Annotated in this window: 18 protein-coding genes; 7 read left to right on the top strand and 11 right to left on the bottom strand. The window is 70.6% G+C overall.

The window, feature by feature from the left end; genetic code table 11:
• Positions 1–121 precede the first annotated feature (121 nt).
• On the top strand, positions 122–1222 hold the full coding sequence (manA, locus tag AB0I59_RS29140; RefSeq protein ID WP_061261605.1) for a mannose-6-phosphate isomerase, class I: 1101 nt from the start codon (positions 122–124) through the stop codon (positions 1220–1222).
• Here the strand turns inward: manA and crcB (AB0I59_RS29145) are convergent.
• The 7 genes from crcB (AB0I59_RS29145) to metE form a co-directional block, all read right to left on the bottom strand.
• A complete protein-coding gene (crcB, locus tag AB0I59_RS29145; protein ID WP_061261604.1) occupies positions 1217–1576 on the bottom strand; it encodes a fluoride efflux transporter CrcB in 360 nt (119 codons plus the stop codon). The two genes, manA and crcB (AB0I59_RS29145), sit on opposite strands and share 6 nt — an antisense overlap.
• Positions 1573–1911: a DUF190 domain-containing protein gene (locus AB0I59_RS29150; RefSeq protein ID WP_228646666.1), complete on the bottom strand. Its 339-nt coding sequence runs from the start codon at positions 1909–1911 to the stop codon at positions 1573–1575. Before AB0I59_RS29150 ends, crcB (AB0I59_RS29145) begins: the two co-directional genes overlap by 4 nt.
• On the bottom strand, positions 1911–2369 hold the full coding sequence (gene crcB, locus AB0I59_RS29155) for a fluoride efflux transporter CrcB (RefSeq protein WP_358137998.1): 459 nt from the start codon (positions 2367–2369) through the stop codon (positions 1911–1913). The genes AB0I59_RS29150 and crcB (AB0I59_RS29155) overlap by 1 nt, the downstream gene beginning before the upstream one ends.
• Positions 2370–2391: 22 nt before the next feature.
• On the bottom strand, positions 2392–2925 hold the full coding sequence (locus AB0I59_RS29160; protein ID WP_358138001.1) for a hypothetical protein: 534 nt from the start codon (positions 2923–2925) through the stop codon (positions 2392–2394).
• Between the two features lie 99 nt (positions 2926–3024).
• Positions 3025–3630, bottom strand: coding sequence for a UTRA domain-containing protein (locus AB0I59_RS29165; RefSeq protein WP_358138004.1), 606 nt, complete (start codon positions 3628–3630; stop codon positions 3025–3027).
• A 155-nt stretch (positions 3631–3785) separates the two neighbouring features.
• The gene (locus tag AB0I59_RS29170) at positions 3786–4145 is read right to left on the bottom strand and encodes a hypothetical protein (RefSeq protein WP_061261599.1); all 360 of its coding nucleotides are present in this window, start codon (positions 4143–4145) and stop codon (positions 3786–3788) included.
• Between the two features lie 126 nt (positions 4146–4271).
• The gene (gene metE / locus AB0I59_RS29175; protein WP_358138007.1) at positions 4272–6599 is read right to left on the bottom strand and encodes a 5-methyltetrahydropteroyltriglutamate--homocysteine S-methyltransferase; all 2328 of its coding nucleotides are present in this window, start codon (positions 6597–6599) and stop codon (positions 4272–4274) included.
• A 181-nt stretch (positions 6600–6780) separates the two neighbouring features.
• Between metE and AB0I59_RS29180 the strand changes: the two genes are divergently transcribed.
• Positions 6781–7680 (top strand): LysR family transcriptional regulator, encoded by a 900-nt coding sequence (locus tag AB0I59_RS29180; protein ID WP_061261597.1) that lies wholly within the window; start codon positions 6781–6783, stop codon positions 7678–7680.
• Between the two features lie 12 nt (positions 7681–7692).
• Here AB0I59_RS29180 and AB0I59_RS29185 read toward each other — a convergent pair whose 3' ends face one another.
• Positions 7693–8130, bottom strand: coding sequence for a hypothetical protein (locus tag AB0I59_RS29185; RefSeq protein ID WP_358138010.1), 438 nt, complete (start codon positions 8128–8130; stop codon positions 7693–7695).
• A gap of 210 nt (positions 8131–8340) precedes the next feature.
• Entirely contained in the window at positions 8341–8841 is a 501-nt protein-coding gene (locus tag AB0I59_RS29190; protein WP_061261595.1) for an ArsR/SmtB family transcription factor, read from the bottom strand.
• A 70-nt stretch (positions 8842–8911) separates the two neighbouring features.
• Between AB0I59_RS29190 and AB0I59_RS29195 the strand changes: the two genes are divergently transcribed.
• The 3 genes from AB0I59_RS29195 (at position 8912) to AB0I59_RS29205 (ending at position 11146) form a co-directional block, all read left to right on the top strand.
• Positions 8912–9097, top strand: a complete 186-nt coding sequence (locus tag AB0I59_RS29195) for a hypothetical protein (protein WP_358138013.1) — start codon at positions 8912–8914, stop codon at positions 9095–9097.
• A 66-nt stretch (positions 9098–9163) separates the two neighbouring features.
• Positions 9164–9982, top strand: a complete 819-nt coding sequence (locus AB0I59_RS29200) for a glycerophosphodiester phosphodiesterase (RefSeq protein WP_358138017.1) — start codon at positions 9164–9166, stop codon at positions 9980–9982.
• A 300-nt stretch (positions 9983–10282) separates the two neighbouring features.
• On the top strand, positions 10283–11146 hold the full coding sequence (locus tag AB0I59_RS29205) for an SAM-dependent methyltransferase (protein ID WP_358138020.1): 864 nt from the start codon (positions 10283–10285) through the stop codon (positions 11144–11146).
• Between the two features lie 171 nt (positions 11147–11317).
• On the opposite strand, the gene AB0I59_RS29210 is transcribed toward AB0I59_RS29205, so the two are convergent.
• Positions 11318–11896 (bottom strand): sugar O-acetyltransferase, encoded by a 579-nt coding sequence (locus AB0I59_RS29210; protein ID WP_435831108.1) that lies wholly within the window; start codon positions 11894–11896, stop codon positions 11318–11320.
• Positions 11897–11992: 96 nt separating this feature from the next.
• On the opposite strand from AB0I59_RS29210, the gene AB0I59_RS29215 reads away from it, so the two are divergent.
• Together AB0I59_RS29215 and AB0I59_RS29220 are read left to right on the top strand one after the other, a co-directional pair.
• A complete protein-coding gene (locus AB0I59_RS29215) occupies positions 11993–13051 on the top strand; it encodes a sensor histidine kinase (RefSeq protein ID WP_358138023.1) in 1059 nt (352 codons plus the stop codon).
• 13 nt (positions 13052–13064) lie between these two features.
• Positions 13065–13730 (top strand): response regulator, encoded by a 666-nt coding sequence (locus tag AB0I59_RS29220; protein WP_228646648.1) that lies wholly within the window; start codon positions 13065–13067, stop codon positions 13728–13730.
• Here the strand turns inward: AB0I59_RS29220 and secY are convergent.
• On the bottom strand, positions 13705–15018 hold the full coding sequence (secY, locus tag AB0I59_RS29225) for a preprotein translocase subunit SecY (protein WP_061260148.1): 1314 nt from the start codon (positions 15016–15018) through the stop codon (positions 13705–13707). The genes AB0I59_RS29220 and secY overlap by 26 nt on opposite strands.
• Positions 15019–15064 lie beyond the last annotated feature (46 nt).

Genomic DNA, 15064 nt, shown 5'->3' on the forward strand with positions numbered 1-15064 from the left:
ACGACGGTGCGGATCGACCTGACGAGCGAGGAATGCGCATGGGGTTCAACCCGGGTTCATTCGTCGTTGAGCGTGTCCGGGCAGAGTGAGCCCGGCCTCCCCCACCACCGAGGAAGTCGAGATGGATCTGCTGACCAACCCGATCAAGCCCTATGACTGGGGTTCCCGTACCGCCATCGCGGGGCTGACCGGGAGGACCGCGTCGGGTCCCGAGGCCGAGATGTGGTTCGGCGCCCACCCTTCCGGCCCGTCGCGGCTCACGCGGGACGGGACCGAGGTGACCCTCGTCGAGACGATCACCGCCGACCCGGTGTCCGAGCTGGGACGGCCGTCGGTCGAGCGGTTCGGCGAACGCCTGCCGTACCTGCTGAAGCTGATCGCGGTGGACCGCCCGCTCTCCCTCCAGGTGCATCCCACCGCGGAGCAGGCGGCCGAGGGCTACGCCAGGGGAGACCGGAACTACTGCGACCCCTGGCCGAAGCCGGAGCTGATCTGCGCGCTCACGCCGTTCTCCGCGCTCGCCGGCCTGCGCACCCCCGAGCAGGCCGCGATGCTCGTCGAGCGGCTCGGCGTGGCGGCGTTGAAGCCCGTCGTCGCGCGGCTGGCCGACGGTGACATGCTCGGCGGGTTACGCGTGCTGCTCGACCTGCCCTGCTCCCGGGCGGACCTGGTCCAGTCGATCGTCTGGGCCGCCTCGGCCGTCCACCAGCCGGACTACGAGCTGATCAAGCGGCTGTCGCGGCTGTTCCCCGAGGACCCCCTCGTCCTGGCGCCGCTGCTGATGCGCAGGCACGAGCTCGAACCCGGCCAGGCGATGTACCTCGGGGCGGGCGTGCTGCACTGCTACCTCTCCGGGTTCGGCGTCGAGATCATGGGCAGCTCCGACAACGTCCTGCGCGCCGGGCTGACCGGCAAGCCGATCGACGTGGACGAGCTGCTGCGGATCACCGACGCGTCCGCCGTGCCGCTGCCCGTCGAGCCGGACGATGACGCCTACGTGCCGCCGTGTCCCGAATTCCTGCTCCGCAGGATCACGCCGGGTGACGGCCGCACGCTCCCCGGTTCCCTGCCGAGGATCCTGCTCTGCACCGACGGCGTGGTGCGGGCAGGAGACGAGGTGAAGCTGCGTCCAGGGGACTCGGCGTACGTCCCCGCGTCCGAGGGGCCGGTCACCATCTCCGGCGAGGGCACCGTCTTCTGCGCGGAACCCCAGATCTCATAGGAGATGTACGGCCAGGCCGTACCCGGCGAACGCGGCCAGGATCCCGGCCAGCAGGCTGCCGACGGCGTTCAGGGCCGCTTCCGCGAACGACCCCTCCTCCAGCAGCCGTACGGTCTCGAACCCCAGCGTGCTGAACGTGGTCAGCGCGCCGCAGAAGCCGGTCGCGGCCAGGGTCATGATCACGCCGCCGGGCTGGGCTCCGACGATGAACCCGAGGACGAACGAGCCGGCGATGTTGACCGCGAACGTCCCCCAGGGGAACACGGTGTCGTGCCACCGCTGGACCATCCGGTCGATCAGATATCGGGTCGGTGCGCCCACCGCGCCGCCGAGAAAGATCAGCAGAAGGGTCACGCCCGGCGCCCGACGTATCGGTAGACCTCGACCGGCTCCACGGTGACCAGGCCTTCGGTGACCAGCTCGTCCAGCTCCGAGACGAAATCGGTGATCCGTTCCTCGGTATCCACGATGACGATCGCGAGCGGCAGGTCCTCGCCCATGGAGAGCAGCCTGCTGGTGTGGATGAGCGACGACGCGCCGAACCCCTCGATGCCCCGGAACACGCTCGCCCCGGCCAGGCCCTTCCGGTGCGCGCGATGCACGATCTCGGTGTAGAGCGGCCGGTGGTGGTACTGGTCGGTCTCGCCGATGTAGATCGTCAACCGGCAGGCTTCGCCGTGCAGTCTCATCACGCCTCCTCCTGGGCGTTCCGCCGTACCGGGAGGCGGGTGGCGAGGCGGGCGATCGTCATGCCGCACCAGACCGCGGCCAGCCCGGCGGCGAGGCTGGCCGCCGCGTAGGTCACCGCCGTCGCCGCGGACAGCCGCGTGATCTCGACCATGACGGTGGAGAAGGTGGTGTACCCGCCGAGGAAGCCCACGCCGAGGAACGGCCGGACGTACCGGCGCGGCGGCCATACCTGGAGTACGAACACCATCAGCACGCCCAGCACGAAGCAACCGGTCACGTTGACGACCAGCGTCCCCCACGGGAAGCCACTCGCTCCGGCCGGTATCGCGGAGCCGACGAGGTAGCGCGCGATGCTGCCCAGCCCCCCGCCGACCGCGATCATGCCCAGCACGCCGAATGTGCGCGATCGTGCTCTGGCGGGCCGTGCGCGGAACACGTCGGCCTCGTGCGGCGTCATGGCTCCGATGGTATCGACCGGGTCAGGTCATGGCCCGCGCCCGGCGGCGGGCCAGGCGGTACGCGAGACGCCGGGTCAGATGCTGGGCGAGCCGCCCGTGGGCGACGACCAGCGCGCCGAAGGCGACGGCGAGCGCGGCGAGCAGCGGCAGCCGCCCGTCGTCGGCGAGGAGAAGCGCCTGGGCGTCCGCGAAGCCGGTCCGTGCCGCGGCCCACCCCGTGACCGCCGCCGTCACCCACCGGCCCGCCCGCTGTACGGCCGGGCGTGCGAGCGCGGTCGCGGCGGCAGGTACGGCAAGCACGACGAAGACGAGGAGGATCCCGGCCGTCCCGGCGGGCGAGAACCTGCTCTCGGTGCCGATGGCGAGCGCGATGGCCCGCATGAGCAGGCGGGCGACGGCACCTGCCGACAATCCCGCACACAGCGCGGCGACCAGCGCGGCGGCAACCGCCGCCCCCGCTGTCACCCGGACCGCGATGCCCGCTGCCGTGCCCGCTGCCGTTCCTGCCGCCCCTTGGAGCGTTCCGGCCTCGCGGCTGCGTGATTCCTGCTCCATGTCCCGCCTCCACGCCCGCGTCCACGTCGTCCGACGAGAGGCTTTATAGGAGGGGGCGACCCCGCGCGGCAATGACGGAAGGGAACCGGAACCGGCTCGTTATCGACAGCGCTTGGGCCACGGCGCCAGCCGGGTCGTGGAGACGATCTCCGCCCGGTCGCCGGGGAGGACGCACTCGGCCACCTCGACCACGCGCCCCATGGTGTCGATCGACGTCTTGCGCAGCACCAGCACGGGAACGCCGACGGCCACGTCGAGGATCTCGGTCTCCTCCGACCGCGGGAGCCGTACGGTGACCTCGTCCACGACGCGGTCGATCTCGATGCCGATCGTGGAGAGCTGGTGTGGCGTCCCGCCCGGCCAGGGCTCGTTCTCCGGAGAGAGGAGAGCGGGATTGGCGGCCACCATGTCGTACACGAGCCAGGATCTGACCAGGCTCAGCGGCGCGCTCTCCCCGCGGGCCCAGGTCCGGTACGAGCGGCACAACATCCGCGTGCCCTCGGGCACGCCGAACCACCGGGCCAGCTCGGCATCGGCCGGGGCCGAGCCGAACTCCGTGGAGAACTCCAGCTCTTCACGGGGCAGCCCGGTGTCCCGTTCGGCCGCGCCGGCCCGGCGACGCTCGTCCTCCGGCAGGAGCGCGCGGTCCTTCTCCCACTGGTAGCGGTCCGTCGTCCGCCGGAGCCGCCGGCGACTTGCGGTCACACGGGTTCCCTTCCCCGTGAGAGCGTTCTACGCCCGGCGCCCTGCCGGGGGCCTGTGGCGCCCGGGCTTACGGGGGCTGGCTTGCGATGTCCGGGCGTGCGTCGCCTGGGCTGTGGGGCCCGGGCCCGCGGTGTCCGGACCGACGTCGCCGGGGCCTACGGCACCGTCAACGCGGAGATGATCTTGTCGATGGTCTTCTGGCCGGGCTTGTGCTTGGCCAGGTTCTTGCGCAGCGAGCTGAGCTTGGTGTCGTCCGCGGCGTAGGGCCGGTATTCCATCACTTCCTTCGCCCACCGGTCGGGGTTGGACACCCCGGCTGCCTGGAGCGCCGCGGTGATCTCGTTCTCGGCCGCGTTGTTCGCCGAGACCTTGCCGGTCTTGCCGGACCCGTTCGTCGCCGCGGCAGGAGAGGCCGCCGTGTCCGACGCCCCGCCGGAGGAGCTCCCGCCGCAGGCGACGAGCGACGCCGAGGCCGCGATCGACACCAGGGCCAACGTCAGCTTGGCTGATCTCACTGTGTCCGTCCTTCATGTTCGTGGTCATGCACCTGAAGGCTGGGGGGACACGCCTTGTCTGGATCTCTGCCGACCATGAATATCAGCTCGGAAACGCCGGATCCGGACCTTAACCTCGGTGTCTGGTCATTCCACGGTCAGGGGACGACATTGGTGATCTCCCCGTAGATGGTGCGCGGCCTTGACGACGTTCGTGAGCGCCGCCTCGACCTCCCCATAAGTGCGGGTCTTCAGCCCGCAGTCGGGGTTGACCCAGACCCGATCCGCGGGCAGCACCCGCAGCGCCGCCCGTAGCGACTCCTCGATCTCGGCGGCCTCCGGTACGCGGGGCGAGTGGATGTCGTACACGCCAGCTCCGAGCCCGCGCTCGAAGCCGCCGACCGCGGGCTCGCGCAGCAGCCGCGCGTGCGACCTGGCCGACTCGACGCTGGTCACGTCGGCGTCGAGGGCGTCGACCGCCGCGATGATCTGGTCGGCGTCGGAATAGCACAGGTGCGTGTGGATCTGCGTCCTGTCGCCCGCGCCCGACGTCGCCCGCCGGTACGCGTCCACCGCCCACGCAAGGTAGGCGTCCTGCGAGGCGCGGCGCAGCGGCAGCAGCTCGCGCAGTGCGGGCTCGTCCACCTGGATGATGGCGACGCCGGCGTCCTCCAGATCCCGCACCTCGTCGCGTACGGCGTCCGCCACCTGGAAGACGACGTCGCGCAACGGCAGGTCGTCGCGGACGAACGACCACGCGACGATGGTGACCGGCCCGGTGAGCATGCCCTTGACCGGCCGGTCCGTCAGCGACCCGGCGTACCGGGACCACCGTACGGTGATCGGTTCCGGGCGCCGGACGTCGCCGTGCAGGATCGGCGGCCGGGTGCAGCGGGAGCCGTACGACTGCACCCAGCCGTGGCGGGTGACCGCGAAGCCGTCGAGGTGCTCGGCGAAGTACTGGACCATGTCGTTGCGCTCGGGTTCGCCGTGTACGAGCACGTCCAGGCCGAGCCGTTCCTGGAGCGCGATGACCCGCGCGATCTCGGCCCGGACCAGGGACTCGTAGCCGTCCTCGTCCAGCCGCCCGGCCCCCAGCGCGGCGCGGGCCTCCCGGAGCTCGCCGGTCTGCGGGAACGAGCCGATGGTCGTGACGGGCAGCACCGGCAGGCGCAGGTGTTCCGCCTGCGCCGCCGCTCGCACCGCGTACGGACTGCGGCCCTCGCGCGAGGCCGGTACAGAGGTGGCCGGTACAGAGGAGGGCGGCACGGGGGAGGAGGGAGCGGGTTCGCCGCCGGAAAGCGGCGGTGGCGTGGGCGGCTCCGAGCCCCGGCGCGAGGCCGGGCTCACAGGCCGGGGCGGGGCCGGGCTCGCGGCGAGCAGGGCGGCCAGCTCGACCACCTCGGCGACCTTCTGCTCGGCGAACGCCATCCGGTGCCGCAGCGCCGGATCGAGGTCCGTCTCCCGCTCGACGTCGTACGGCACGTGCAGGAGGGAGCAGGAGGTGCTCACGACGACCCGCGCGGCGCGCTCCCGCACGGCCAGGAGGGCGGACAGTGCCCTGTCGGGGCGGGTGCGCCAGACGTCGCGGCCGGACACCACACCGGCGACGACGGTCTTGCCCGAGAGATCGGCGTTCTCCGGGATCCTGCCGCGGACCAGGTCCAGCCCGATCGCCTCGACCGGCGTGTCCGCGAGGGCCGGGAGCGCGTCGCCCGGATCCCCGAAGTACGACGCGACGAGCAGCGCCGGCCTGGAGGTCAGCGCGCCGAGTCGCCGGTAGGCGGTCCGGACGGCGGCGAGCTCCTCCTCCGTGCGGTCCGCCACGAGCGCGGGCTCGTCGAGCTGCACCCAGCCGACGCCTTCGGCGGCGAGCGCCTCCAGCAGCCGCTCGTACGCGGGCAGCAGGTCGGGCAGCCGGTCCAGCGGGGCGAACCCGGACGGCCCGCCCGGCGCCGGTTGCGACAGCAGCAGGAACGTCACCGGGCCGAGCAGCACGGGACGCGTGTCGACGCCCAGCGCGCGGGCCTCCCGTACCTCGGCGAGGGGTTTGTCACCGGCCAGCCGGAACGCGGTGTCGATCCCGATCTCCGGCACGATGTAGTGATAGTTCGTGTCGAACCACTTGGTCATGCGTAGCGGTGCGAGACCGTCGGCGCCACGGGCCATCGCGAAGTACGCGTCCTCCGGGGACCGGTCCCGGTAACGCTCGGGCACCGCGTCGAACAGCACGGCCGTGTCGAGCACGTGGTCGTAGTACGAGAACGTGTTTGACGGCGCCGCGCCCAGGCCGAGCGCGCCGAGCCGTCGCCAGGTCTCCTCCCGTAGGCGGGCGCCGGTGGCCTCCAGTTCCTCCCAGGTGCCGTGGCCGCTCCAGTACGACTCGAGCGCGCGTTTCAGCTCGCGGTGGGGCCCGATTCTCGGATATCCGAGGACCGTGGAAGCGGGAAAGGGCGACGGGCGCACAGCGGTCATGACGACTCCGTGGTGGGGACCGCTCGTGAGCGGCCGGGCGGATCGGACCAGCGCATCGTGCCCGCGTCCCGGACCCGCGCAGCCGATCCATCATCGCCGCTTATGGACGAGCGTCGCGGAAAGCGGGGATGCGCACCGTGGATCTATCAACAGCACTTATAGAGGCCGGTGATACTGGAGCGTGGAACCCAGTCCGCCGGTACGCGACATCCGCTGTTTCGCGCTCGTCGCGCGTCATCGCAGCTTCTCCCGTGCCGCGGCGGAGATGGGCATGTCGCAGCCGGCGATGAGTCAGGCCATCGGCCGTCTCGAACGCGCGCTGCGGCTCCGGCTGTTCGAGCGGACCAGCCGTGAGGTACGGCTGTCGCAGGCCGGCGCGGCCCTCCTGCCGCAGGCCGAGGCGCTGCTGGAGACGGCGGACGCCTTCGCGGCCGAGGCGGCCCGGCTGGCGGAGGCCGCGCGACCGGTCATCCGGCTGGCCTACGCGCCGGTCGTCGGGGCACTCGCGGCGCGGGTCGCCCGGCGGTTGTCCCGGCGCAGGCCGGCGATCGGCGTTGATCTCCGGGCCGCCGGGTGGAACGCCGCCACCGCCGCCCTGACCGAGGGTGACGTGTCGGCCGCCATCCTCAGCGCGCCGTTCCCGCTGGGGCTGACGACCGCGGCCCGGTTCCACGTGCCGGTCGGACACCTGGCGGTGCCGGCGGGCGACCCGCTCGCCACCCTGGCGAGGATCGGGCCGGAACGGCTCGCGGGGCATCGGATCATCGTGCCGCGCAACCGCCCGCCGGGCGGCATGTGGGCGCGGCTGGCCGGCCGGCTGCGCGGGCCGCACCAGCTACACGCCGTGGCGGACGAGATCGACGACTTCACGGCGGTGCTGGACCTCGTCGCGGCCGGCATCGGGCTGTTGCCCGTGCCCCATCTGGTCGTCAGCTCGATCCGCCGCCATGATGTGCGGTTCGTGCCGTTCGACGCCGGTGACCTGCGCATGACGTACGGCCTCGCCTGGCGTCCCGAGCGGGTGTCCGGCGAGCTGATGGCCCTCGCCCAGACCGTTCAGGAGTCCCTGTGGACCAGGTAGCGGGCCAGCCGTTCAGGGAAGCGGGAGCTCCAGTGTGATGGTCATGCTTCCCGTCCCCGCCAGACCGGTGGAATAGACTCCGCGCCGCGCCTTGACCTGGGTGTGCAGCACGCTCATGCCGGCGTCGTCGCCGGAGGCGTTCCTGTCAGCGGTGCCCTTGCCGTGGGGATCCGTACGGCCTTCGCAGGAGACCGTCAGCCGCAGCGTCTTCCCCGTGGTCATCGCCACCGACACCTCCCGCGCACCCTCCACGCGGGCCAGCGCGTCCACCAGGACCCGGTAGGCGAGCCGGGCGAGCTCGTCCGGCACCTCCTTCGTCGGCAGTGCCCACACCTCGACGGGAACGGCCACGCGCTCCGCCCACCCGGCCAGGAGGGATTCCACCGCCTGCCCGAGGTCGCGTCCGCTGACGTCGCCTTCCGACGCGGACACATCGAAGATCGAGGTCATGTCGTTCCCCTTCATGAGCACACCGCTGTGGGTCGGCACGGGTCGTGTGCCTGGGCCGTCACCGCCCCGTGGTCCGGTATGCCGGAAGTAGGCGATTACGCCGAATAGTAATGATCTCGCCTGTGTGGTCCCGTTCCATAGGGGCCGGTGTCCTGCTCTACCGGGACATTGTCAGAACCGCCGCATGGCGTGAGGACAGGGCGGGGGAGCTCATGACTCGATGGGGAACGCCACCACCGTGGCTGCGAGGTGCACCGTGTCGGGAGTGCGCGGGGCCTGCGCCGCGTCGTGCAGGTCGAACAGTGCGGTGATCATCCGCTCGCGGACGTCGTCCCACACCTCGGCCCGTACCCAGAGCTCCGCGTCGGCGGTTACGCCGGACCGCGCGGGGTCCCTGCGCGCGGCGCGCTCGCGCAGGGTCTGTACGAGCGTCTCGACGATCAGCGGGAACTCGTCGCGCTGATCGGTGAGCGGCGTTCCCCGCACCGCGCGGTAGCGGCGTTCTCGGCCCCCGCGCCGGGACCGGATCTCGACGAGTTCGGCCAGCCCCGCGGTGCGCAGGCGTCGCAGGTGCTGGCTGGAGAGGGCGTGCGAGATCTCCAGCTCGCGGGCGAGTTCGGCGGCGGACATGGGGGCGGCCCAGAGCAGCGACAGCATGCGCAGCCGTACCGGATGCGCCAGCGCCTTGAGCCGGGGATCCGCTTCTGCCATGCCGGTCAGTAAACACCACACCAATGCCCAAGCATTGACTTGGGGATTGGCCGAACGGATCACTGGATCCGTGGCGGTGGCATCGGTGCTCGGGCAACGCGGCGCGGGCCTGTTCGCCGTGGCCGGCTACGAGGTGATCCTGCTGGTCGCGGCGGCGCTGGGCGCCATCTCGGTCCTTTACGGCCTGGCCCGGCCGGTGGCGCACCGGACGCGCCAGGCGGGCCGATCCGCCCCGAGTCCGGTCCCTTCGCCTTGATCATTCGCGAGTCCGTCAATAGCCTGCCGTGCGGGTTCGGCGGACGACCTCCGATTGGCGGAACACGTGAAGACGACGATGACGATGGGCCTGTCGGTGACGGCGGCCGCCCTCACCGCGGGCGCATTGGTGAACGTGTCGCCCGCGGCCGCCTCCGGCGCGCGTACCGCGGCGGCCGTCCTGCCGTCCTGCCCGCAGGTCTTCGGACACGGCGGCTACCCCGAGGGCGCGAACGGCTGGGCGAAGGACCAGGTGCGCCAGCCCAACAACTATCGCGCCGTCGATGCCCAGAAGGCATGGGGGGCCGACGGTGTCGAGGCCGACGTCCAGCTCACCCGGCAGGGGACCAAGGCGGTGATGTGGCACAACACCTCCACCAACGGCCTGACCGGCGGCAAGCAGAACATCACCGACATCTGGTGGGCGGCGGGCACGGGAAACCTGAAGGGCCGTCGCATCACGCGTGGTCCGTACAAGGGCGAGCGGGTCTACTCGCTCCGGGAGTGGCTGGACCACGTGAGATCCCAGGGCCTGATCGCCCTGCTGGAGATCAAGCCGGAGACGAGGAGCATCCTCAGCGATCCCGCGTACGCGGCGAAGGCGTGGAAGGAGATCTCGGACCCGATCAAGGAGCGGCAGGGCTCGCAGCGGATCCTGGTCTACTCGCAGGACTCCTGGATCCAGGGGGAGCTGGCGAAGCGCCACCCTGGGCTCATCAAGGGATCCGCCGCCAGGTGGACCGACAGCGTGGCCTGGAACGAGCCGGTCCCCGCCTGGAGCGGCAACATGGTCCAGTGGCAGGCCGTACTCAAGCAGGCCCCGCGTAGCGTGATGACGAACTACACCAAGGACTACCGGGCCTGGCTGAAGGGCAAGTGCCAGTGATCGCACGCCGGGGCCGCGCCCGACCGGCCCCGGGTGGATGTGAAACCGTGCGCCAAGGGTGCCCTGGGTGACCGGCCGTGCTGATTCGCCCACGCGTCGCGCCTCGCGATAGACACGCCATTCATCGCCATTCTTGGACATCTGGGGATAAGAGTTCTATTTCCCGCTTAATGCCGTACAGGTGACGCGGTTTTCTGGGAGTTATCTATAAAAGACGCCAGAAAACATGACATCTCGACATGACAGGCTAATAGGATCACCGTTGATCGGTCAGCGCGCGATCGAGCGGGAGGAATGACTGTGTCCGAAGATTGGGACTCGGCCGAAGGCGGGCAGGAGCGGGCGCCGGCCGGCATCGAGATCGGCAAGCCGAGTGTCGCGCGGGTCTATGACTTCATGCTGGGCGGCAAGGACAACTTCGCGTCCGACCGCAAGGTGGCCGAGTTGGCCCTCCAGATCGCACCGGACGCCCCTGAGGCGGCGCGGGCCAACCGCGAGTTCCTGCGCCGGGTCGTGCACCACCTGGCCGCCGAGGCCGGGATCCGGCAGTTCGTCGACATCGGCTCCGGCCTCCCCACCCAGGGAAACGTCCACGAGATCGCGCACGCGGTGGACCGAGGGGCGCGGGTGGTCTATGTGGACAACGACCCGATCGTCCTGGTGCACGGCCGCGCGCTGCTGGCCAAGAACGACACCACGACGGTCATCCAGGCCGACATCAGGCGCCCCCAAGAGATCGTGGACCACCCGGACCTGCGGCGGCTCATCGATCCTTCCCGGCCCGTCGCCCTGCTTCTGTTCGGGATCCTGCACCACCTGAACGACGACGAGGACCCCGAGGGCATCGCCGCCCTGCTCAGGGACGCCCTGCCTCCGGGCAGCTTCGTCGCGATCTCGCACTTCCACAACCCCGGAGCGGCCCGGCCCGAGGTCGCCGAGCAGGCCGCCGCGGCCGAGAAGCTGTTCAACGAGAACCTCGGCACCGGCCGCTGGCGCACACACGACGAGATCCGCGCCTACTTCGGGGACTTCGAGATGCTCGACCCCGGCCTGGTACCGCTCGCCGAGTGGCGGCCCGGTCCCGACGACCACGCCGAGCAGGGGATCACTTACTACACCTTCGTGGGAGGCGTCGCCAGGAAGCCGGACGCCGATCCGGCGTAGGGAACCCGGGGAACGTGACGGAAAGCCGGCACACCGAACCCGCCCGAGGGCGGTCGCACCAGGGATTGCCTCCGGGACCTCCGCCGTCCGGGCGAGCGCAGTGGGCCAAGAAGATCCACGAAACAACCCAGTGCCCGTGACCGGCAAGGTTCGCCCGGAAGGAGCGGTGCACTAGATGTGGCGGATGACCCGGGCGGGGTTGCCGACGGCGACGACCCCGGCCGGGATGTCCCTGGTGACGACGGCGCCCGCGCCGATCACGCTGTTCTCGCCGATGGTGACACCGGCCAGCACGATCGCGCCGCCACCGATCCACACGTTGTCGCCGATCACGATCGGCTCGGCCGCCTCCAGCTTCGCGCGGCGCGCGTCCGGATCGACGGGATGCGTGGGCGTGAGAAGCTGCACGTTCGGGCCGATCTGGACGTCCGCGCCGATCGTGATGGGAGCGACGTCGAGCGCGGTCAGTCCGTAGTTGGCGAACGTGCCGGAGCCGATGGTGATGTACGTCCCGTAGTCCACGTACAGCGGCGGCCGGATGTGGGCGTCCGGCGCGATCGAGCCGATCAGCTCGTCGAGGAGGGGCCGGGCGGCCTCCAGGTCGGTCGGATAGAGCTCGCCGTACCGGTGGGCGAGGAGAAGGGCGCGCTTCGACGCGGCGGCCATCTCCGGATCGTCGGCGATGTAGAGGTCACCGGCCAGCATCCGCTCCCAGTTGGTACGGCTGTCGCCCGCGAAGTTGTCAGTCACGCGTACGAACGTACCGACGAGGGGCGGATCCTCTGGAACTCGTGTGCCTGATCCTGGCTAGGATCAGATCATCTGTGCCTGTTCTGATGGGGGATGGTGACCGAGCGCACGCATCCGGACGGCCGCCCGCGCAGTTCTCTGGCGGCGGCCGCGTCGGCGCTGTCCCAACTGGGACGGCTGCGTGACCTGCCGGTCGTCCTCATGCTGGCGTGGGTGGGCTGGCTGGCCATCCCATGGCCGTTCGGCGGTCCAGGCCAGGCTCGTGGTACGGCCGATCAACGCCTGAGTACGGGCGACCAACGCCTGAGCGCGCAGGATCGGCAACTGACCGCGGACTTCTCCCCGGATGCGACGCTCGGCACCGACCTCGACACCGTCTCCGATCCGGACGCGGCTGTCGCGGTGGGCTGGTCGTTGCCCGCGACGCCGGCCCAGCCCGTGCTTCTGGTCAAGCCGGAACGGCGCCCCACCGCGCCTTCGGGCGCTCAGGAGGCGAGTGCGCGGGAATCGATCGCCGAGGAGCGGGCGCGCATCGCCGGAGAGGTGCACGATGCGGCCGGGCACGGCCTCGCCACCATCGCCATGCAGGCCGGAGTCGCCCTGCTCATGCTGGACGAGCGGCCGGACAAGGTCCGCGAGTCGCTTGAGGCGATCCGCGCGACCAGTACGCGGGCACTCGACCAGCTCCGGTCCGCGCTCGATCTCATCGATCCCGTCACGGAGGATCATGACCTGTCCCGGTTGGTCGGCGGGGTGCGCGCGGCGGGGCTACGCGTGGATCTGGAACCGGCCGAGCCGAACGTGCCCGTTCACCTCCAGGACACGGTCTATCGCGTCGTACGCGAGTCGCTGACCAACGTCATGCGCCATGCCGGTCCGACCACCGCCCTGGTCCGCGCCGCCACCGGCCCGGCCGCGTTCGTCGTCGAGATCGTCGACGGGGGAGGCGGTCCTGACACCCTCGCCGAGGGCGCATCGGCCGACGCCCGGACCAGCGAGGCCCGAATGGCCGGCGGCGGAGTGCCCGAAGGCCGTGGGCTGGCCGGGATGCGGGCACGCGTGACGGACGCCGGAGGCGCGTTCAGCGCCGGCCCCCGTGAAGGCGGCGGTTTCCACGTCGTGGCCCGCTTCCCCCTGAACCTGGACACCGTATGAGGAGGGGCGTCGCGTGATCCCGCCGACGGACCGGATCCGGGTGGCGTTGGCCGATGATCAGGCGGTCGTACGCATGGGGCTGAGGGCGCTCATCGAGCGTGAGCCCGACCTGGAGTTCGCGGGAGAGGCGGCGGAGGGAGCCGAGGCGCTTCGGCTGCTGCGCGACACCCGCCCCGACGTGCTCCTGCTCGACATCCGGATGACCGGCATGGACGGCATCGACACGCTTCGGGCCATCGCCGCCGACCCCGCGCTCAACACCACCCGGGTCGTCATCGTCACCACCTTCGCGGTCGATCAGTACGTGTTCGCCGCGCTCCAGGCCGGAGCGAGCGGGTTCGTCCTCAAGGACAGCGCTCCGGAGGAGCTCGCCCACGCGATCAGGGTGGTGGCCTCGGGCGAGGCGCTGCTCTCCCCGTCCATCACCAGGAAGGTCATCGGCCTGTTCGGCCGCCACGACGTGGCACCGGTCATGGGCCTCGACACGCTCACTCCCAGAGAGCGTGAGATGGTCGCGTGGGTCGCCACCGGCCGGTCGAACGACGAGATCGCCAAGGAACTGGTCATCAGCCCCGACACGGTGCGCACCCACGTCAGCCGTGCCATGGTCAAACTCCACGCCCGAGACCGCGCCCAACTGGTCGTCTTCGCGGTCAGGTCCGGGCTGACGATTCCTTGAGGAAACCCGCGTAGGTGCGCTGCTCCACCTGCGCCTCGATCTGCTTCACCGTGTCGAGCCCCACTCCGACCATGATGAGCACGGTCGTACCGCCGAACGGGAAGCTCTGCTGGGTCGCCGGATCGCGCAGCATCACGAACGCGACGATCGGGATCAGGGAGAGCGTGCCGAGGTAGAGCGCTCCCGGCGCGGTCAGCCGCGAGAGCGTGTACCGCAGATACTCCGCGGTGGGCCGGCCGGGCCGTACGCCGGGGACGAACCCGCCGAACCGCTTCATGGTGTCGGCCACCTCCACCGGGTTGAAGGTGATCGACACGTAGAAGTAGGTGAACGCCACGACGAGCAGGAGGTACGCCGTCATGTAGACCGGGTCGTCACCCGAGACAAGGTGACGCGCGATCCACTCCGCCACGGGGCCAGTGCCGCCCGTGAACTGCGCGGCCAACTGCGGGAGGAAGAGCAGGGACGAGGTGAAGATGACGGGGACGATGCCGGCCTGGTTGACCTTCAGCGGAAGGTAGGTCGAGGTACCGCCGTACATCCTGCGGCCGACCATCCGCTTGGCGTACTGGACCGGGACGCGCCGCTGCGCCTGTTCCATGAACACCACCGCCGCCACCAGGAAGACGCCCGCGAGCAGCATCGCCGCCAGCGCGACCGGGCTGAGCAGGAAGATGTTCGACATGTACGAGGGAAACGCGGCCACGACCTGAGTGAAGATCAGGATGGACATGCCGTTCCCGATCCCGCGATCGGTGATCAGCTCGCCCAGCCACATGATCACTGATGTGCCCGCCACCATGGTGGTCACGATCACGACGACCGTCAGCGGGCTCTGGTCGTGCAGCAGCCGCCGGTCGCAGGTCGGGAAGATCTGGCCCGCGCGGGCCAGGGACACCACCGTGCCGGCCTGGAGGAGGGCCAGCGCCACCGTCAGGTAGCGGGTGTACTGGGTGATCTTCGCCTGTCCCTGCCGCCCCTCCTTCCTGAGCGCCTCCAGCCGCGGGATCACCACGGTGAGGAGCTGGATCACGATGCCGGCGGTGATGTACGGCACGACCCCGAGGGCGAACACCGACAACTTCAGCATCGCTCCGCCGCTGAACAGTTGCAGCATGTCGACGAGCCCGTTGCGACTGCCGCGCAGGCACTCCTGTACCGCGACGAGGTTCACGCCGGGAGCGGGAAGGATCTGCCCGAACCGGAAGAGCACGATCAGCGCCAGGGTGAAGAGGATCTTCTTCCGGATGTCGGGCACGCGGAAGGCACGTATGAGCACGGTCAGCATGCGCCGAGTGTGGTCGCGTGGCTCCGGCTGGACATCCGCTCGCCGG

This window comes from Microtetraspora glauca (genome assembly GCF_040656155.1).
In the GTDB taxonomy this organism is placed as follows: domain Bacteria; phylum Actinomycetota; class Actinomycetes; order Streptosporangiales; family Streptosporangiaceae; genus Microtetraspora; species Microtetraspora glauca.

Bases quoted from the DNA above. Each gene is read 5' to 3' on its own strand.
- manA (WP_061261605.1), top strand. From the start codon at position 122: ATGGATCTGCTGACCAACCCGATCAAGCCCTATGACTGGGGTTCCCGT.
- AB0I59_RS29160 (WP_358138001.1), bottom strand. From the start codon at position 2,925: ATGGAGCAGGAATCACGCAGCCGCGAGGCCGGAACGCTCCAAGGGGCG.
- AB0I59_RS29185 (WP_358138010.1), bottom strand. From the start codon at position 8,130: ATGACCTCGATCTTCGATGTGTCCGCGTCGGAAGGCGACGTCAGCGGA.
- AB0I59_RS29190 (WP_061261595.1), bottom strand. From the start codon at position 8,841: ATGGCAGAAGCGGATCCCCGGCTCAAGGCGCTGGCGCATCCGGTACGG.
- crcB (WP_358137998.1), bottom strand. From the start codon at position 2,369: ATGACGCCGCACGAGGCCGACGTGTTCCGCGCACGGCCCGCCAGAGCA.
- secY (WP_061260148.1), bottom strand. From the start codon at position 15,018: ATGCTGACCGTGCTCATACGTGCCTTCCGCGTGCCCGACATCCGGAAG.
- AB0I59_RS29150 (WP_228646666.1), bottom strand. From the start codon at position 1,911: ATGAGACTGCACGGCGAAGCCTGCCGGTTGACGATCTACATCGGCGAG.
- metE (WP_358138007.1), bottom strand. From the start codon at position 6,599: ATGACCGCTGTGCGCCCGTCGCCCTTTCCCGCTTCCACGGTCCTCGGA.